The following is an 18,206-nucleotide window of genomic DNA, read 5'->3' on the forward strand; positions in this document are numbered from 1 at the left end:
GATTACAAATTTATCAAAAAGAGGTGATTGAATGTCTGAAAAAAATGACGGTCAAAACTCAAATAAAGGCTATCATGAAGGGCCCTCAGACTCTCTTGAAAAGCAACTAAATACCCAGCAAGGTAAGAAAAATAAGCAGGATGAGACGGTTCAAAACCAAAGACACTCAACTTTTTCTCAAATTAAACAATTTATTACCGGAGATTCAATTTTTAATACTGAAACAAACCATACATCAGCTGATAATCATGCCTCCGATATTGACCAATCACTCAAAAAGGACCCTGCTTTCTCCTTAACTGGTAAACGTCAACGCAAAGACGCAAGTAAACTAAAGTCTGCAAAAAGACCCAGCCCCGAACAAATAGCTCAAGAAAAAGAAAGACGCTTACGTTTGGAAGAAGCGGACTTAGCTGCAGTAAATAAAAAAGTGGAGTCACCCCAAGAAAATCTGGGGGGGGAAGCTAGCGACCTAGCTATTCATCCTGAAGAAGACAAACCCAGACTCAGTGAACCGTCGCAAAAATCAAGCCAAGATATAGAAATAACTAAAAATACAGTTAATACTAGCACCAAGCACGGTCCCCTTGCAGATGAGTCTTTACTAGATAATGAAGCTAGCCAACCAGGACAGACATCCACCTCTAGTGACAATACACTAGAAACTGATGAAACTATGGAAAATAATGACAAATTATCCAGTCCACCAATAATAGTTGATGATGAAGTAAAGCAAAAGAATGCTACAGACACTGAAGAAGCAGCTAATCAGCCTACCCCTAAACCAGGGCTTAGGCACAACTCAGACGAAGAATTAAATCATAGTTCTGATTCAAATGCTGACTTAGTGGTGGTTCCTCCTATGACCAGTCAGCGGTCACGGACCCGCCATCGTAAAGGCCGAAACCATAATAACAAAAAAGCTTCTATGCAAGAAACAAGGCAAGAGCCTAGAACTTTAAAAGAGAAACTGATTTTTGCCTTTAATATTGCCTTTAATGTGGTTTCTAAATTATTTTTATGGTTGATTTTAGCCTTAATCCTTGCAGGTATCTTTGCTGGTGGAGCTGGTATCGGCTATTTTGCCCACTTAGTGAAAGATACAGAACCACCAAGCAAAGAAGAAATGGCGACCAAACTAAACCAATATGACCAACAATCCGTCTTATTCTACGGTGATGGCAATCCGATTGCCAAAATTCAAACGGATGTGGTGCGAAATGTCACCACTCTAGATCAAGTATCACCCTACATTATTGACGGTTTCATCGCAACTGAGGATGAATATTTCTATGAACATCCTGGTATTGTACCTAAAGCAATCCTCCGAGCGGGGTTAGAAACCCTCTTTACAGGTTCTGGTACTGGTGGGTCAACTATTACCCAACAATTAGTCAAACAACAGTTACTGACGGACGACGTGACCTTCTTCCGTAAAGCAAATGAAATTCTTTTAGCACTGCGTGTAGATAAGTATTTCTCAAAAGATGAAATTTTGACCTCTTATCTAAATATTTCACCATTTGGTCGGAATAATTCAGGTGAAAATATTGCCGGAATTAATGCGGCCGCTGAAGGAATTTTCGGAGTAAGTGCCAAAGATGTCAATCTTAACCAGGCCGCCTTCTTGGCAGGTCTACCACAGGATCCTTATTCCTACACCCCTTATGAACAAACGGGACAAGTCCGTCCTGACCTTGAAGCTGGGGTTAACCGGATGAAGGAAGTTCTTTACCGGATGTATCGAGCCAAAAAAATTGATAAAACCGAATATGAAGACGCCCTTACTTACGACATTACAAAGGATTTTACCCCGGGTAAACCGACCACAGTTGCCCGCCAATCCTATCTATACCAGGCAGTTATGAATGCCGCCATAGAACGATTGATGTTAATTAATATCGAAAAAGATGGCGCCTCCTGGAAACAAGTTTGGGCTGATGTTGATTGGTATAATGAATATTATTTTGCCGCTGAACAGGAACTTAAAACTTCGGGTTACAAGGTCTATTCAACGATCGACAAAGAAATTTATGACCAACTTCAAGTTTCTGCCAAAGAATACGAAGACCAACTCGGTGCCACCTATGATGGGGTCTATACAGATCCTGAAACGGGTGAAAACACCTATTATGTTGAAAAAGTTCAAACTGGAATGGTTGTCATTGATAATGCAAGTGGCAAAGTTCTAGGATTTGTGGCCGGAACTGACTATGATAATAATCAGATTGACCACGCCTTCAAAATGCGCCGGTCACCTGGTTCAACCATCAAACCTCTAGCTGTTTACGGTCCAGCCATTGAAAATAATATCATTACCCCTTCATCAATCATTCCTGATACAGCTTTTGTCCAAACCTTTGAAGATGGCTCAACATGGGCACCAACCAATTACGGAAATACTATTTCCAATAATTATCTAACTGCTCGTGTCGCCCTCTACCGTTCTGATAACCTACCTGCGGTTAAAATTTATAAGACCATGCAGGATAAAGGCATCAACATCATTGATTATCTTGAAAAAATGGGCTTTAATACTGTCGATTCTTATACCGAAGAAGATACGGGTAATTTAGCTTTTGCTATTGGTGGGGTTACAACAGGACCGACCGTATTTGAAGAAACACGTGCCTTTACTACCTTTGCTAACGGTGGTTATTACCGGAATGGCCATCTAATTGAAAAAATCGAAGACGGTGCGGGGAACGTTCTTTTCGAAGAAAATGCTGAGCCTGTAAAAGTCTTTAATGAAGATTCTAATTATTTAATGATTGATATGTTGCGCGACACCTTTACCGAAGGAACCGGTCGGACCGCAAATGCCAATAAAACGGTTCCCGGGGATTGGATTGCTAAATCAGGAATTTCTGAAAACTCTAAAGATGTTTGGTTCCTAGCTTCCACCCCATCGATTACAATTGGCTCATGGATTGGTTATGATAGTCGTTACGCACAATACACTATTGATATTAACGATGGCTTTGACCGTGAATCAGTTCGGTCTCAAATTTATTGGGCTAAAATTGTAAATGACCTCTATGCCATCCGGCCAGAAATCTTTGGCACAGACCGTACTTTCGACCAACCTTCCTCTGTTGTGAAAGCCAAAATTCTTGAACAAACTGGGACTCAACCGGGAATTGCTCAAGTGAGTGGCTATCAAATCCAAATGACAGGCCCATTAAGAGAAGACCTCTTTAAGGCTTCTAAAGGAGCACCTAAGCTCGATATGAACTTCATGATTGGTGCAACCGATGACGAAGTGGCCCATTTCTGGAACTCAATTATTTCAGCCCAACAAGCTGCCCAACGTCAAAGAGAAAGCCAGGATACTGAACAGACGGAATCTACTTCAGAAACCGAAAGCACCGGTGACGAAAGTCAAACTAGTGAAGAAACTGATTCTAGCGAGACGGATACCACCGATACTGATACACCCTAATTAACTATTTATATAGTAAAAACACAGGGATAAGCTGCAAAAAGTCATACTTTCACAGCATGGACCTGCCATCCTCAGCTGAGACTCATTAGGTCTCAGCTGTTTTTGTATTACTATTAAAATATCAAGAGAGAAAATTTGAACTTGGTCACTGAGTAAAGATCATCAAAGTTAAAATACAAATAAAAAAGTCCAGCAGTTTCACACTGCTGGACTTATCCTTAACTTTTAAAAGCGAGTCGTACCCCGTTCTTTAATTTTATGTGGTAAAATCACTTTCTTTTCATCGACTTCTTCAGAATTCATAATCTTGGTTAGAAGCCGCATAGCCACTGCACCAATATCATAAAGCGGTAACTCAATAGAAGTTAATTGAGGTCGAACCAATTCAGTCATCACTGAGTTGTGACTGGCAATTACTTGAAATTCTTCAGGCACTTTTAATCCTCGAATAATTACCTCATTCAAAACAGCTGCTGCCATATCATCATGCGTAACAATGACTGAGTCTGCTTTTTCAGCTAACAATTCATCCACTAAGGCAGGCGCTGACTTATAATTATGGCTGGTTGGCATAATTAAGCTCTCATTGACTTCTTTACCAGCTTCTTTATAAGCAGCTTTGTATCCCTTAATACGTTCTGCGTTACTCAATAGATGGTCTGGACCAGTTAAAATAGCTGGTTTAGCACCCATATCTAATAATTTAAGGGCCACATCTTTAACCGCTGATTCATCATCAATATTGACTGAGTAGAAGTCACCCTTATTGCCTGTCGCTGTTCCTGCAAAAACCACCGGTGTATAGGACCGTTCAATTTCAGCCCGAATTTGATCATTCACATCATAACCCATGAAAATAATTCCATCAACTTGTTTTGCCAAGAGTGTTTGGAACACGGCGATTTCTTTTTCAGGATTTTCATCTGAGTTAGCAAGAATAATATTATATTTATACATAGTAGCAATATCGTCAATTCCTCGAGCTAATGATGAGAAGAAGAGATTGGTTACACTTGGAATAATAACTCCAACTGTAGTGGTCTTCTTAGATGCTAACCCCCGCGCCACTGCATTAGGACGGTAATTAAGACGATCAATTACATCAGACACCTTTTTACGTGTTGATGGTTTAACATTTGGATTGCCATTCACAACCCGAGATACAGTTGCCATAGAAACGCCAGCTTCACGAGCAACATCATATATTGTAATTGTTGTTTTATTATCCATGGTATCCCCCTACCTTTTGTCTACTAATTTAGATTTATAATAGCACAGTTATCAGGCTAGTGCAAGCGCTTTATTTTCATTATATTGCCTTAAGGATAGGCTTAATATGAAAGAATTTAATCATGATAGTATCATATTTCAGTCTAATTTTCTGTGATAAATCTTACACTCTAAATGATAATTTTCAGGTTTTTATCTAATTTTTATAGCAAAATAATGAAAACTAAATTTCCACTTGAAACCAATAAAAATAAGGTTTCGTTATATAAAAGTCTTACTTGTCAATCTTATTTTGAGCCTAAAAAACCCTAAGTTTCTATGGGCATCAAAAACCAAGGGTTTGGCTTGAAACCACAATTACTTAGGGCTCAAAATATAAGATATTAACTTCTTATTTTTCTAAGGATTCTTCAACAGCATCCTTAGTATCTTGAACAACTTCTTTTGCTTTATCTTTGGCATCTGCTACGTCATCGCTAGCTTTGTCAAATTGTTCTGCAGCAGTTTCTAACACAATATCCTTAGCTGCATTCAAGTCGCCTGCAACACGTTGACCTTCTTCTTTAAGCAGTTCTGCGCCAGCTTGAGCATCTTGACTCACTTGATTAAATTTATCTTTGGCAGTATCTTTAAAGTTTTGGAAATTTTGACCATATTCTTTTGTTGATTCATCTAAACGTGATTTTAATTGATCGGCATTATATTTTAAATTAACTTTAATATCCTGGGTTGCTTCAGCAGCGGCATCATACAAGTCTACGCCACGTTCAACTGCACGATCAGTATATTCGCTGGCACGGTCTAACCAGTCATCTAATTCACGATTTAAGTCTTCTCTTAATTCTTCACCAGATTTAGGGGCAAATAGTAAAGCACTTGCACCTGCAATTGCTGCACCAAATAACGCACCTAAGAAAAATCCACCATCTTTTTTAGCCATAATAATTTCCTCCTATTTTTTAAGCATTTTGATTAGGACAAGTTCTGTCCTTCCTTATTGATTATTATTGTTTAATTCGAATCTCGCCCGCTGTTTTTGAAGGAGCTGTTTTGATAAAAGCTTTCAATTGGTCTTCAGCCGCCTTGGCTTCAACTTGAGCTTGACTCGCTTGATCAGCCATTTGACTTAATGATTCAATGCCTTGATTGGCATTCTTAACTACGACATTTTGAGCTTTCTTATTGGACCGACCCCGAATATTTGAAAATGCTTGGGTTGCAGTCACAAATTTACTGATTTTTGATTTATTGCGTTTTGCCACTGAATCGAATAAATTAGACGTCATATTCTTAGTAGAATCATTCAAATCAGATACGGTCACACCTAAATCACCAATGGCGGTAAATAAAGGATCAGTTTTACCTAGTTTACCATTGACATCATCCACTAAGCTGTTGGCTTTATTTAATAGGCCTTCAACCTCAATGGACAAGTTGTCCACATCTTTGGTCACCACATCAAGAGTTGTGTTGACCCGCTTCACGGTTTCCTTCAAATCTGACATTACCTTAGCTAGTTTTGATAAATTGATACATAAGAAAACTACCAAAACTGCAAAGGCAAGGGCTGCAATCATGCCAGCCAATTGTCCTATTGTCATTATTAGCCTCACTCCTTCTTTTTACTTTAGTGATATCTTTATCTTGTACTAAATATACCATGATTTCCCCTCTAAAACAAATAAAAGTGATTGGACTAGGCTTCTAAGCCTTTTCATTTGGAGATGAGCTTTACTCTTGCTATACTAAATTAGATTGGAGTGTGAATTTATGGTGGCTCAAATTCCAGAACAAGTCATACACATATGTCTAATATTTTTGCAGATTCTTCTATTCTCAATTATATTTTACTTTATAAAAAAATTAGCTTTACATTTTCTAGAAAGTCACTTACCTAAATTAAAAGGACGACACCAGTCAACGAATCGCGCCCGTACTTTAAATACAGTGATTCTCAATGCAGCGACCTACTTTCTTTATTTTGTCTATATTTACGTCGTCTTATCCTTGATGGGAGTACCTGTCGGTACTTTAATCGCAGGAGCTGGCGTGGTCGGGGTTGCGATTGGTCTTGGTGCCAAAGAATTAATTACCGATGTCATCAATGGCTTTTTTATCCTTTTTGAAAATCAATTTGAAGTCAATGATTGGGTGAGTCTACCTAACCATTCGTTAGCGGGCTCCATTGTAAAAGTAGGTATCCGAACAACCACCATTAAGGCGGCCAATGGTGACCTCTACTATATTCCTAATTCCAAAATTTCAATTGTAAATAATCAAAGTCGGCAAGTTCGAACTGTCAATATTGATTTGCCTATGAATCACCAACTTCCTCTACAGGAATTCGAAACTGTTCTCAAAAATAAAGTCCGCGTCCTCGAAGAAAAATATGCAAGTTTACTTGCTGGTCCGAGCGAATTAATTGGGCCAATAAGGTCTAACGGTGGATTAGACCAGGCTTTCGCCTACCGGATTGCCTTTCAAGTAGTCAACGGTGAGCACTACCGGCTCGAAGCCAAGTTGTATCGGGAGTTCTTTTTGGACTTGCAACAAAATGATTTGCTCCTGCCCAATTCAATTTACAATAAGTAAAAAAGGAGCTCAGCCGCATAGAGTCATATGCGACTGAGCTTCATTTTGTATTTAGAATGATGAGGAGTGTGACGTTATCGCCAACGTCACACTCTTCTTTTATAGTTGATAGTGGTGAGGTTTTAGGAAAGTTGCAAAGATTGATTTCTTGGCAACTGTTTCCAACTTGAACTTGCGAAGAATTAATTTTTGGCAATGGCAGTCAACATTGACAAATATTATGGCTGCTTCGATTTTAAGCTTCAATTGACTATTAGTCAGTTCATCGCGAAGCCGATTTTTGTCACGGAGAAGTTTAGTGAAAATATCTGGAAAAATATGGCCATCCTCCACCCGCTTAATTTGCTGTTCCATATAAGTAAAGGAGTCTCTATAATTTTTGATGTCAAAAAGATAGAGGGTGTCTCCAGCAAACATCACCGCATCGATTTCAAAATTGCCTGCCATGGCAAACCAAGTGTTACGATAAATCAGCCATTCGGGGTGGACCCACCCGTCCAAGAGCTCACTAAAACTCATCTCAACCCAGATGCCCTCCTGCAAGGCATGAAGATCTTTTTCATTCTGGTCAGTTAGTTTGCCTCGACTCAATAAACAAGTTAAATAATTTAAATCGTGTTGATAGATCGTGCGCAATCCCTCCTATCAGTAAATACCCAGTATTAGGCCAGTTCCTTTAATAAAGTTCGCAAAAATCAAAAAATCCGCGACTGCCACATAGGGCAATCCCGGATCAAATTTATCGATTCAAAATTATAAGTCAAACTGCTGACTTAAGCGGTCTAGCTTTTGTTGATCATCATCATAAAAATCAACCTTGATTTGATTTTCATTCACCTCGACAACCGCAAAAGTTCGTTCGGGTTCCGGGCCGCGGGAATGATTTAAAGAGCCTGGATTAACAAACAAAATCCCCTCTTCCATACGGGCATATAATTTATGGGTATGTCCGTGGAACATAAATTTAGCGCCGTTTGTCTGGGCCAGGTCCTTCACCCCACCTAAGCCATGATTCACCCCATAATAATGACCATGAGACAAAGCGACTTTACCAGCAGGGGTATTAATGAAGGTCTCAATTTCATAACCTGGATCAAAATCCATGTTTCCTTTGACCACCCCATCAACCAAACCCCAAATAACATCTCCAGAAGAAAATTCAGAATCACCCGTGTGGAAAATATAGTCGACTTTATCGCGCCATTGCGACAATAGATTCATCACCAAATCATAACGGCCATGGTTATCACTAAGAACAAGCATTTTCATATTTTTTTACCTCCTCTAACCAAGCCGGTAAAACCTTTACTAAATTTTGAAAGGCATGGGCTCGGTGAGAAATCTGATTTTTGCGTTCGATTGGAAGTTGCGCAAAAGTCGCTCCTTCTTCCGGTACGTAGAAAATTGGGTCATAGCCAAAGGCTTCAGGATCGGCCACATAATCTTCTAGAATTTGTCCTTGGGCTTGACCTTGAACCACTAAACTTTCTACACCCGGATAAGCTAAGACCAAGCAAGAAACAAAGTGGGCGGACCGGTCGTTGCCGTGGACATCCTTAAGAGCATCCAAGAGTTTCAAATTATTAGCATGATCGTCATGGCTCTCACCAGCATACCGGGCCGAGTATACACCCGGCGCCCCATCCAAGGCGTCTACTACTAAACCAGAATCATCCGCCAAGACAATGGTTCCAAAATGAGCGGCCATGGGTTCGGCCTTAAGTCGGGCATTGGCTTCAAAAGTCGTCCCGGTCTCTTCGATATCCCCAATTTCTGGGTAATCAGCCAGGGAGGTCACTTCAAGGCCAAAATTTTTCAGAAGATTTTTTATTTCAACCACTTTGTGCTGGTTATGACTAGCGATGACTAGCTTCATGGATTATCTCTCCTTTGATTTTGCATTCTTGAACGTACAAATCAGGCTGGCCCAACCACATTTGGGCAAAGCGAGCAAATTTGGCACCTGATCCAGTCGTGTAGTATGTATGAGTGGGTGGCATTTTTTGCGCGTCTTCAGCGGACCGGCTTAAATTGAAATAATCCAATAAGGCGGACACTTCATTAATGGTTTCAACCCCAGAATCAATCAGTTCCACTTCCGGTCCCATAAATTCTTGGATTTGAGGCCGCAAATGAGGATAGTGGGTACAGCCTAAAACCAGGGTGTCAACGCCAGCATTTTTCAGTGGCGCCAAGTAGTTAGCCACAGTATTCATGGTTTCTGGCTGGACCATTTGATTCTCTTCCACGATAGGCACAAAGTCAGGACAAGCCTTAGAGAAGACTTGTAATTGAGCGTTTTTCTCATGGATAATCCGGGCATAAGAGTCTGAATTAATAGTCGCCGGAGTCCCGATAATACCAACCTTATTATTTTCAGTGGTTAAAATGGCCGCGCGTGAGCCCGCATGAATAACGCCTACCACTGGAATAGCCAAACTAGCCCGAATTTCATCAAGGGCCGCAGCGGCACCGGTATTACAGGCAATAACCAGCATCTTAATCCCTTTTTCTCGGAGAAAATTAGTCATCTGCCAGATAAAACGACGGATCTCGTCGACAGAACGGACCCCATAAGGGGCGCGGGCTGAATCGCCTAAGTATATACTGGATTCATTAGGAAGTTGCTTGAGACTTTGCTTCAAAACCGTCAAGCCACCAAAGCCAGAATCAATAAAACCGATTGGTAATTCCTTCATAAGGTCACTCCTTATCTTTACTGTGTTCTATTTTAGCATAAGTTGCTTGTTTCAACATAATAAATAACTATGATCTGCGATTTGACTCTCTGATCAACGTATGAGTTACGAAAAACTTCTCTTTGCAGATCTAAGCAAAAATTAGTTGCGAAGAATCTTATCTTTGCAAGTCTAGGTCGGGAAAAGTTGCCGAGATTTATTTTTTCGCAAGTCTGACCGCAAAAGAGTTGCAAAGATTCTTTTATTCGCAACTTTAACTACAAGTTAGTTACCAAAAACTAAATTTTTGCAAGTTTCCAGCCTCTCAAACCTCATAAAAAAATTGCCAAGGTACCTGATCCTTGGCAAATTCTCCTATCACATAATAACAAAAGAACAGGCACGCCCGCAAGCGTGCCTGTTTTTACTAAATAACTTTACATTACTATTTATCCGTCTTCTTCTCAGATTGAGACAGTGCGTAAGACCGCTTCAAGGAATTCCAGATTCCCTTGTCAGAATAGATTAAAACGTTATTCTTGTAGAATAAAACTGAGATATAAGCGATCACGATTACTGTTACTACTGAAATAGTCACTGATAACCAAACTTCCCCCATACCAACAGTATCCGCTGCAATCCGGAATGGCATCACAAATGGGGTGAATAATGGAAACATTGAACCAATCCGCACAATTGGGTTAGTCGTGTTTGATAAGGCAAACATCCCAATATAAAAACCAGCAACGGCTAATAAAGTAATTGGAGTGATTAGTTTAGTAACATCTTCTGTCTTAGATACTAAGGATCCTAAGAAGCCAGCTAGGAAGGTATAAGTAAATACACCGGTAATCGCAAAGACTGCTGCTAAGCCTAAAAGACCTTTATTCTGACTCAATAAGTCAACGACATTAAACGGAAGTTGGTCTAAGAAGGATAACCAATTTTGACTTTTGGCCACAAACCAAATAACCACACCTAAAACAATATAAGCTGCAATTTGAGTCAAAATAATCATTACAATCCCTAATAGTTTACCCATAAAATGATGGGTCGCTGTGATTGAAGACAAGATAATTTCCATAATCCGTGAGCCCTTTTCGGCTGCAATTTCTTGCGAAATAATCCCCACATAATTCATGATAAAGAGGAAGACCACAAAAGACACGACATAGGCAATCCCAGTTTTGGCAAAATTCATCGCCATATCTTGGCTTTCTTCCTTCACTGTGCCATTATCCCCTTGTTTCAAATTCACATCTTCAATCGTAAAGACTTGCCCTTCTAACTGAGCGACTTTGTTAGGGTCCAAACCTAACTTCTGAGCACTCTCAATTTTATAATAAGAAGTTAGAGAATCTTGAATGGCTTTAATATTTAAAGAATCGACATCAGCTTTTTTATAATAACGGGCAGAAGATTGGTCATCTAATAAAAGATAGCCATCAATATCGCCAGCTTTTATCGCTTGATTGGCTTGGTCTTGACTTTCAAGATATTCAAGCATCAAAGGAGTATCGGACTGATTTATAACTTCTTGAATTTGGCTCGAAGCATTAACTATACCTAAGTTCCCTTCATTAGCTCCATTTTCCATATTACCCATAAAATAACCAATAGCAAAAATGACTCCCATCATTACTAACGGTCCAAAAACCATCCATAAGAAAGACCATGATTTAACATTTTTACGGTAAGTTTCCTTAGCAACAATCCATAATTTATCCATGATGACCACCTGCTTCCATCTTGAAAATCTCCTCTAAGGTTGGCGGTTGTTGATTAAAGACTGGTAAATACCGACCTTGGGTTAAAGTCTCATACAAATTAGCCCCAACTTCTGGGTTGGCTAAGTGCAATAAATAGCCACCTTGGCTTAAAGGTTTAACTTCAGTTACACCGTCTAAGTTAGCTAACTGGTCTTGCGTCCAAGTGCCACCCTCAATGTAGAGCTTAATTCGACCATAGGACTCTCTCACTTCTTTGAGCGTACCATAAAGCCGTTGCTCACCATTATGAATCATTAATAATTTGTCACAAATTTCTTCCACATTTGACATATTATGAGAAGAGAAAATAATGCTAGAGCCCTTTTGGGATAAATAACGAATACCATCTTTCAATAGATCAGCATTAACTGGGTCCAAACCAGAGAATGGTTCATCCAAGATAATTAATTCCGGTTCATGAATTAAGGTCGCAATCAATTGAACCTTTTGTTGGTTCCCTTTTGACAAAGTTTTAACCTTATCCTTACGAGATCCTTTGACTTGAAATCGTTGCATCCAATCATCAATTCGGTCAATAATCTCACTACGTTTCATGCCCCGTAACAAAGCAAAATAAATAATCTGATCTTCAATGGTCATCTTATCATAAAGACCGCGCTCTTCAGGCAGATAACCTACGACATTATAAACCTGCTTATTCATAGACTGGCCTTTCCAAAGAACCTGACCATTGCCTTCAGGCGTCAAGAAATCAAGAATCATTCGAAAAATTGTTGTTTTACCTGAACCGTTTTGCCCAATCAGACCCATTATTTGACCTGGTTCGATGGTAAAAGAAACATCATCAACCGCAACTAAATCGCCAAAGCTTTTATGCAAATTTTTTACTTCTAGCATGTTACACTCCCACCTTTCGGAACAATATTATCACATTAATTTACTCCATCCAACATATAATATCGTTAATATATATAATATTGTGGACTCAATTTGCTATTAAATTCACTTGATTATTCCAATGGTTACGTAAAATAGTTGTAAATAAACGATTTTCATTTATTTAAACACAAACAATTCTACTTAAATATAAGTTATTCAATTTCAATATCTAAGGGTTCATCAATGGCCTCTGAAACATACTTACCATCCTTTTTGCGTTGCTTCACACATTCAGTCAATAAATATTCAATTTGACCATTAATGGACCGAAAATCATCCGCGGCCCAAGCCGCAATCTGCTCATAGAGTTTTGCAGAGACTCTAAGAGGAATTTGTTTTCTATCTGCCACTATTAATACAAACTTCCAGAATTAACCACTGGACTCACATCATTGTTCCCACAAAGGACAACTAATAGATTTGAGACCATAGCGGCTTTCCGTTCTTCATCTAAATCAACCACGTCTTGTTCTTGAAGTTTATCTAAAGCCATTTGTACCATACCAACTGCACCATCAACAATCATGGCCCGCGCATCAACTAAGGCTGAGGCTTGTTGCCGTTGCAGCATGGCCGCCGCAATTTCAGGTGCATAAGATAAATATGTTATTCGTGCTTCAATAATTTCAAGACCTGCAAATTCAACCCGTGCTTGAATTTCTTCTTTTATCCGTTGAGCTACAATCTCACTCGAACCCCGTAAAGACCCATCATCAGGTTCTCCATCACCCGTTGTGTCAATCTCAAAAGATGGATTCACATCATAAGGATATTGACGAATAATATTCCGTAAGGCGGTATCTGTTTGCAGTGATAAGTATTCCTTGTAATTATCTACGTTAAACACCGCTTTGGCGGTATCGGTCACCCGCCAAATGACTGCAATCCCGATTTCGACAGGATTTCCAAGAATATCATTGATCTTTTGTTTGGAATTATTGAGGGTCATAACTTTCAATGAAATGCGCTTGGAAGGTCGATTGTAATTGGACCCTTCCTTATCCTGCGAATTTGTCACATGATGAATATTTTCGCTAACATCCCCACTTTGACTTAAACGGGTGTTCGCTGCCGGATTAAAGGCCGTCACGAACGGATTAACAAAGTAGAAACCTTCACCCTTCAGTGTCCCAATATACTTACCAAAAAGTGTCAAGACTAAGGATTCTTGCGGGCGTAAAACCTTTAGACCACAAAGTAGAATCCAAGCAAACACCACGTATAGTACACAGACAATGAGAATAATCCGACTCAGACCGGTATCGGTATCGGTATGATTATCGAACTGGTTCATCACTTTAATAAAGTAAAAAGCTGCGATCGCTAAGCCAATGAAATAACCTAACAAGACCACCATCCCAAATTTGCGACCTTTCAAGACCTTTTCTTGCACTATATCACTTTGATCTAATTTATGATTGACATTTTCCATTTCCAGTGCCTCATTTCTATTTGATATCATAATCATATCACATTGATAGAAAGAATCAAGTCTCTGCAACAAATATTTATTAATTCATGATAGAAAGTGTTAACCAGACTGAATTGGTGAAAGTTGCTCACTAAGCTAGCACTGCTGGACCGGTTGGGGACCACTTGCACCTCCACTCGTCAGTGTTTAACCGATTTAGGACGGCTTACACACCAACTCGTCAGAACCACCCCCCAATTAGAATGCCTAATCCAAAACTCAATCTCTAATTATCAAAAAGGAGGGCTTGCCTCCAAGTCGTCCTTTTCCGAATACTATAGCACCAACTACAATACTACACGCCCCCATCCCCTCTAGCTACCGACTAGAAAGCCATAAAAAATTAGGCTTGGCCAACGCCAAGCCTAATTCATTTAAAACATCTACTCTTCACTGCTGGCATCAGATTCAACCGCATCCAAGTTCTCCGTTAGTGGATCGGCAGCCTCGTCAGAATTACGACCTTCAGTAGAATCTACAGATTCACCTCGGGAATTGGCAAAGTCACCCATAATCTCAACTACACGACCATCTTGGCCGGCCTTAAATTCCAAGTCATCCCCTTCCTCAACAAATGGTAAGCGGTCACTCAAGGAAATATCGGCTCGATAGACTTGTCCATCCACCATGAAGTAGTAGATAGAATTGCCATCCACAACCGTGGCTTGTATATTTTCAACCTGACCAGTGATGGTTTCGAGGCTTGACTCATCAACGACTTTGGCATCTTCAATTTGGTTGGTGGCCGCGTAATCTGCCAATAATTTTTTGACGGATGGTGCCGTATAGACTTCTTGATAATCTTGGGCATCCACTAAGGCATATTGTTTAATTAAGCCTGAATTATCTTTAAGGGTCAGAATATATAAAGGATCCCCGCCCACATTAATTAGGAGTGGGAAGGTAGCTGTATAAGATTTTTCTTGGAGTGATCCTTCAGCTGACGCCATGGCTGAGAATTCTTCGGCAGCTGTTAAAGGATACATGGAGGCTTCTTTGGTCCGCATATTGACCAAGACAAAACCGATATTGGATTCGTCAGCCACTACAGAAGTAATCCCGGTATACATATATAAGTCATCACCAATGGCTAAGTAATTATAGCCCTTGGTTGGTTCAGTCACCCCATTTTTGGCAAAGAGTGAGTTAAAGAAGCCATTACTGTAATGACCGTGCATTTCTAATTGATGCATCAATAAATCTGATGAGTAAACCCGGTCCACCCAAGATGGAATCTCATTCAATGGATAGTATTGGGTTGCCCCAGTCATAGCATTCAAGGTCACCAAACCCGTGACCTTTGGTTCTTTTAAGAAGAAATGACGACCATAGGTCGTGGCAATATAAAAGGGATTACCTTCGTCATCTACTTCAAAGGACGGATGACTGAACATTTTAAAGGGATAAGCAAAGCGTAACTTCCGTAAGACATTGCGGTTAAACATATCTGAATAAGAATACTTAATCGGTTGAGCGGGCTTTTCTAGGGTAACTTTCCCAGTAACATTATCCACTTGGATGTAATTAGGAATCCCCTTGGAAAAATTATTCAACCATTTGAAAAAGCCAGCATACTCTAAAGGACTTACCCGGAAAGGTTGGCCAGCCTTAGAAATTTGCGTATAATCATCCGCTGCTTCAAATTGTGAGACGAGTTCAGTTAAAGCTCCTAATTGGCGGTCCCCTAAGCGTTCGGCCGTATCCCGGTCCACCAAGGTAATATGATCCATGTCTGTTTCTGGAAAGTCTTTAGAAAAATCTTTGGTCTCGATTTTAATCATATTGGCAAAACTATCTGCCATAAAAATTGGCGAAAAAATAAGATTTGAGACAAAAGCCACTAGTAAAAGGATTGGCCATGGATAAATCAAGAGCTTATATTTAAGCGGTAATTTCCATTTAAAGCCTTTTCCCCCATCTGTCCCTGCCTTAACCTGGTCATAAAGCCCCATGCCATCGGCTAAGCTTTCGATAATAATTACAATTAAGGTAATAACAAATAGCATCATCCAAAATTCTGGAGCAGCATAGTGAATCGCAGGTAAGGCGACATAATAATATATTGTCACTCCAATCGCTAAGACTAAATACAACCAGCGAATTTTAGTCCCATATTTGTCACTTTTCTGGAAGATATCCTTAAAAGAAAAATTCTCATGGTTCATTTTAAAACGTTTCGTACGACTTGAATTGGTTACGTCTTTCATACGGTCCTCCTTTTGACTAATTCTTTAATAATCTTTAGTCAAATTGTAACAAATTTTTCCCCAAAAATATATACATCCTAGGGAGTATCTTTGCGCTTACAAAACCGTGGCCACAAAAAACTAGCCCATCTAAACCAGAAGTCTTTAGGAAAAATTATTTACTCGTCAGAGCAATAAATTGGTCAATCAGAGCAGCCACTTGGTCTAGGGCCTGGGTCCAAAAGGCAGGAGTGGTAACATCCAAGCCCATAATGGCAGCCGTATCTTCAACTGATTGTGTCGTGGTGGCTTTTAACATGTTCTTATATTTAGCAACAAAACCATCCGGTTGGGCTTGGTATAAGGCATAAAGTCCCCGTGAGAATAAGCCGCCAAAAGCATAAGGGAAGTTATAGTAGGACAAACCGGTTGAATAGTAGTGGGACTTGCAGACCCACATATAAGGATGAAGATAGTCTGGATCTAAGCCTTCGCCGTAGGATTGTTTTTGGGCATCTAACATGATAGCTTCTAAATCCTTAGAGAAAAGGAATTGGTCTTGGCGTTCACGGAAGACCGCATCTTCAAATAAGAACCGGGAATAAATATCCACGATAATTTGAGCTGTATCAGAAATTTGTGATTCTAACAAGGAGATTTTCTCTTGGTCATCCGCTTCAGAAAGCAGAGATTCCATAATCAAGGCTTCATTAAAGGTGGACGCTGTTTCTGCTACTGGCATGGTGTAAGACCAGTTCAATGGCTTCAAGTCAGCAATCTGAACTCCATGATAAGCATGACCGAGTTCGTGGGCAAAAGTCACAATATCTGATAAAGATCCTTCAAAATTCAACATAATCCGCGATGAATCAATAAAAGGCAGGTTAGAACAGAAAGCTCCACCCCGTTTACCCTTGCGAGGGAAGTAGTCAATGGCTTGGGCTTGGTACATGGTTTCCACCATGTCTGCTAAATCAGGACTGAATTTGCTGAAGTGTTTGACCAGATAATTTTTGGCTTCTTCTGGGGTATAAGTCTTAGAATTTTCCTGCGAGCCCATAGGTGCAAACAAATCATAGAAAGGTAAGCCTTGGTCATGGCCTAAAAGTTTCCCCTTATGCTTAAAGTATTTGCGGAAGGCAGGTAAAGACTCTTTAATGGCTTCCAATAAGGCATCCAAGGTGGCTTGCGACATGCGGGAATCTTCCAAGGTTTTGGCTAGGGGTGATTCATAACCCCGGAGGTCAGCTAGGTCAATGACTTGGGACTTGATATTATTCAAGGCAAAGGCCACCGGTTCTTTGATGGTATCGTACATAACCAATTCTGTTTCATAGGCCGCTTTCCGGATTTCAGGGTCTGGATCGTAGGCGAGGTTCCGGATTTCGGATAAATTGACTGACCGGCCTTTGAAGTCATGTTCGACGGTGGAAGTGAGCAGGCTTTGGAGTTGGGACCAAGCTGCCCCAGCCGACATATTCATACGGGCAATGACTGCTTCGACTTCATCTGACAAGCGATGTTGGTTTTCTTGTTTAGCTTCTTGGAAGTAAAAATCATAATCCGCTAAGTCAGGATCTGAGGCTGGGTCAATTTGAGTGGCGCCAATAAATTGACTCACCTTGGTCAAAATTGCGGTACCAGCTGCATTAATTTTGCGGAGCTTGGCTTGGGCTTTCAAAGAAACCTGGTCAGAGGTATCAGTCGAAAGCTGCAAGGAAGAATAAGCAAATAAACGGCGGACTAAAACCGTATATTCCTCCAATAATTTAATCGCTGCTTTAATATTTTCAATTGAATCCGTTATATCGAGTGCTTCAAAGTCTGCAAAAATTGCCTCAAACCGAGCTAAATCAGCTTGGTATTCGGCTGACTCATAGCTAGGATACAAAGCATCCAAGGACCATTTACCCTCTTGCATTCTCATCATCCTTT

At 40.1% G+C, this 18,206-nt stretch carries 15 protein-coding genes; 2 read left to right on the top strand and 13 right to left on the bottom strand.

The genetic code is table 11. The annotated features are described in order from the left end of the window. Window positions 1-31: 31 nt before the first annotated feature. Window positions 32-3,442, top strand: coding sequence for a transglycosylase domain-containing protein (locus HMPREF9257_RS00830; protein WP_006417549.1), 3,411 nt, complete (start codon window positions 32-34; stop codon window positions 3,440-3,442). 228 nt (window positions 3,443-3,670) lie between these two features. On the opposite strand, the gene ccpA is transcribed toward HMPREF9257_RS00830, so the two are convergent. The 3 genes from ccpA to HMPREF9257_RS08885 form a co-directional block, all read right to left on the bottom strand. Beyond that, window positions 3,671-4,675: a catabolite control protein A gene (gene ccpA, locus HMPREF9257_RS00835; RefSeq protein ID WP_006417421.1), complete on the bottom strand. Its 1,005-nt coding sequence runs from the start codon at window positions 4,673-4,675 to the stop codon at window positions 3,671-3,673. 391 nt (window positions 4,676-5,066) lie between these two features. Then, a complete protein-coding gene (locus HMPREF9257_RS00840; RefSeq protein ID WP_006417429.1) occupies window positions 5,067-5,615 on the bottom strand; it encodes a YtxH domain-containing protein in 549 nt (182 codons plus the stop codon). A 64-nt stretch (window positions 5,616-5,679) separates the two neighbouring features. Further along, a complete protein-coding gene (locus HMPREF9257_RS08885) occupies window positions 5,680-6,276 on the bottom strand; it encodes a DUF948 domain-containing protein (protein WP_006417529.1) in 597 nt (198 codons plus the stop codon). Between the two features lie 169 nt (window positions 6,277-6,445). On the opposite strand from HMPREF9257_RS08885, the gene HMPREF9257_RS00850 reads away from it, so the two are divergent. Continuing rightward, window positions 6,446-7,267: a mechanosensitive ion channel family protein gene (locus HMPREF9257_RS00850; protein ID WP_006417576.1), complete on the top strand. Its 822-nt coding sequence runs from the start codon at window positions 6,446-6,448 to the stop codon at window positions 7,265-7,267. Window positions 7,268-7,366: 99 nt separating this feature from the next. Here HMPREF9257_RS00850 and HMPREF9257_RS00855 read toward each other — a convergent pair whose 3' ends face one another. The 10 genes from HMPREF9257_RS00855 to HMPREF9257_RS00900 all read right to left on the bottom strand — a co-directional run bounded on the left by HMPREF9257_RS00855 (window position 7,367) and on the right by HMPREF9257_RS00900 (window position 18,192). Then, the gene (locus tag HMPREF9257_RS00855) at window positions 7,367-7,903 is read right to left on the bottom strand and encodes a nuclease-related domain-containing protein (RefSeq protein ID WP_006417459.1); all 537 of its coding nucleotides are present in this window, start codon (window positions 7,901-7,903) and stop codon (window positions 7,367-7,369) included. A gap of 117 nt (window positions 7,904-8,020) precedes the next feature. After that, a complete protein-coding gene (locus HMPREF9257_RS00860) occupies window positions 8,021-8,536 on the bottom strand; it encodes a YfcE family phosphodiesterase (RefSeq protein WP_006417519.1) in 516 nt (171 codons plus the stop codon). Continuing rightward, a complete protein-coding gene (locus HMPREF9257_RS00865) occupies window positions 8,517-9,143 on the bottom strand; it encodes an XTP/dITP diphosphatase (RefSeq protein ID WP_006417420.1) in 627 nt (208 codons plus the stop codon). The genes HMPREF9257_RS00860 and HMPREF9257_RS00865 overlap by 20 nt, the downstream gene beginning before the upstream one ends. Then, window positions 9,124-9,966 carry a glutamate racemase gene (racE, locus tag HMPREF9257_RS00870; protein ID WP_006417525.1) on the bottom strand — a complete coding sequence of 281 codons (843 nt, stop codon included), beginning with the start codon at window positions 9,964-9,966 and terminating at the stop codon, window positions 9,124-9,126. The genes HMPREF9257_RS00865 and racE overlap by 20 nt, the downstream gene beginning before the upstream one ends. A gap of 424 nt (window positions 9,967-10,390) precedes the next feature. Then, a complete protein-coding gene (locus tag HMPREF9257_RS00875) occupies window positions 10,391-11,674 on the bottom strand; it encodes an ABC transporter permease (RefSeq protein ID WP_006417437.1) in 1,284 nt (427 codons plus the stop codon). Then, window positions 11,667-12,572 (bottom strand): ABC transporter ATP-binding protein, encoded by a 906-nt coding sequence (locus tag HMPREF9257_RS00880; RefSeq protein WP_006417593.1) that lies wholly within the window; start codon window positions 12,570-12,572, stop codon window positions 11,667-11,669. The genes HMPREF9257_RS00875 and HMPREF9257_RS00880 overlap by 8 nt, the downstream gene beginning before the upstream one ends. Window positions 12,573-12,766: 194 nt before the next feature. Further along, the gene (locus tag HMPREF9257_RS00885) at window positions 12,767-12,964 is read right to left on the bottom strand and encodes a type II toxin-antitoxin system antitoxin (protein WP_006417589.1); all 198 of its coding nucleotides are present in this window, start codon (window positions 12,962-12,964) and stop codon (window positions 12,767-12,769) included. Window positions 12,965-12,966: 2 nt separating this feature from the next. Then, window positions 12,967-14,046, bottom strand: coding sequence for an SPFH domain-containing protein (locus tag HMPREF9257_RS00890; protein WP_006417428.1), 1,080 nt, complete (start codon window positions 14,044-14,046; stop codon window positions 12,967-12,969). A gap of 422 nt (window positions 14,047-14,468) precedes the next feature. Continuing rightward, window positions 14,469-16,292 (bottom strand): hypothetical protein, encoded by a 1,824-nt coding sequence (locus HMPREF9257_RS00895; protein WP_006417577.1) that lies wholly within the window; start codon window positions 16,290-16,292, stop codon window positions 14,469-14,471. A 154-nt stretch (window positions 16,293-16,446) separates the two neighbouring features. Further along, the gene (locus tag HMPREF9257_RS00900; RefSeq protein ID WP_006417460.1) at window positions 16,447-18,192 is read right to left on the bottom strand and encodes a M3 family oligoendopeptidase; all 1,746 of its coding nucleotides are present in this window, start codon (window positions 18,190-18,192) and stop codon (window positions 16,447-16,449) included. Window positions 18,193-18,206 lie beyond the last annotated feature (14 nt).

The sequence above is a fragment of the Eremococcus coleocola ACS-139-V-Col8 genome, from assembly GCF_000183205.1.
GTDB classification, from domain to species: domain Bacteria; phylum Bacillota; class Bacilli; order Lactobacillales; family Aerococcaceae; genus Eremococcus; species Eremococcus coleocola.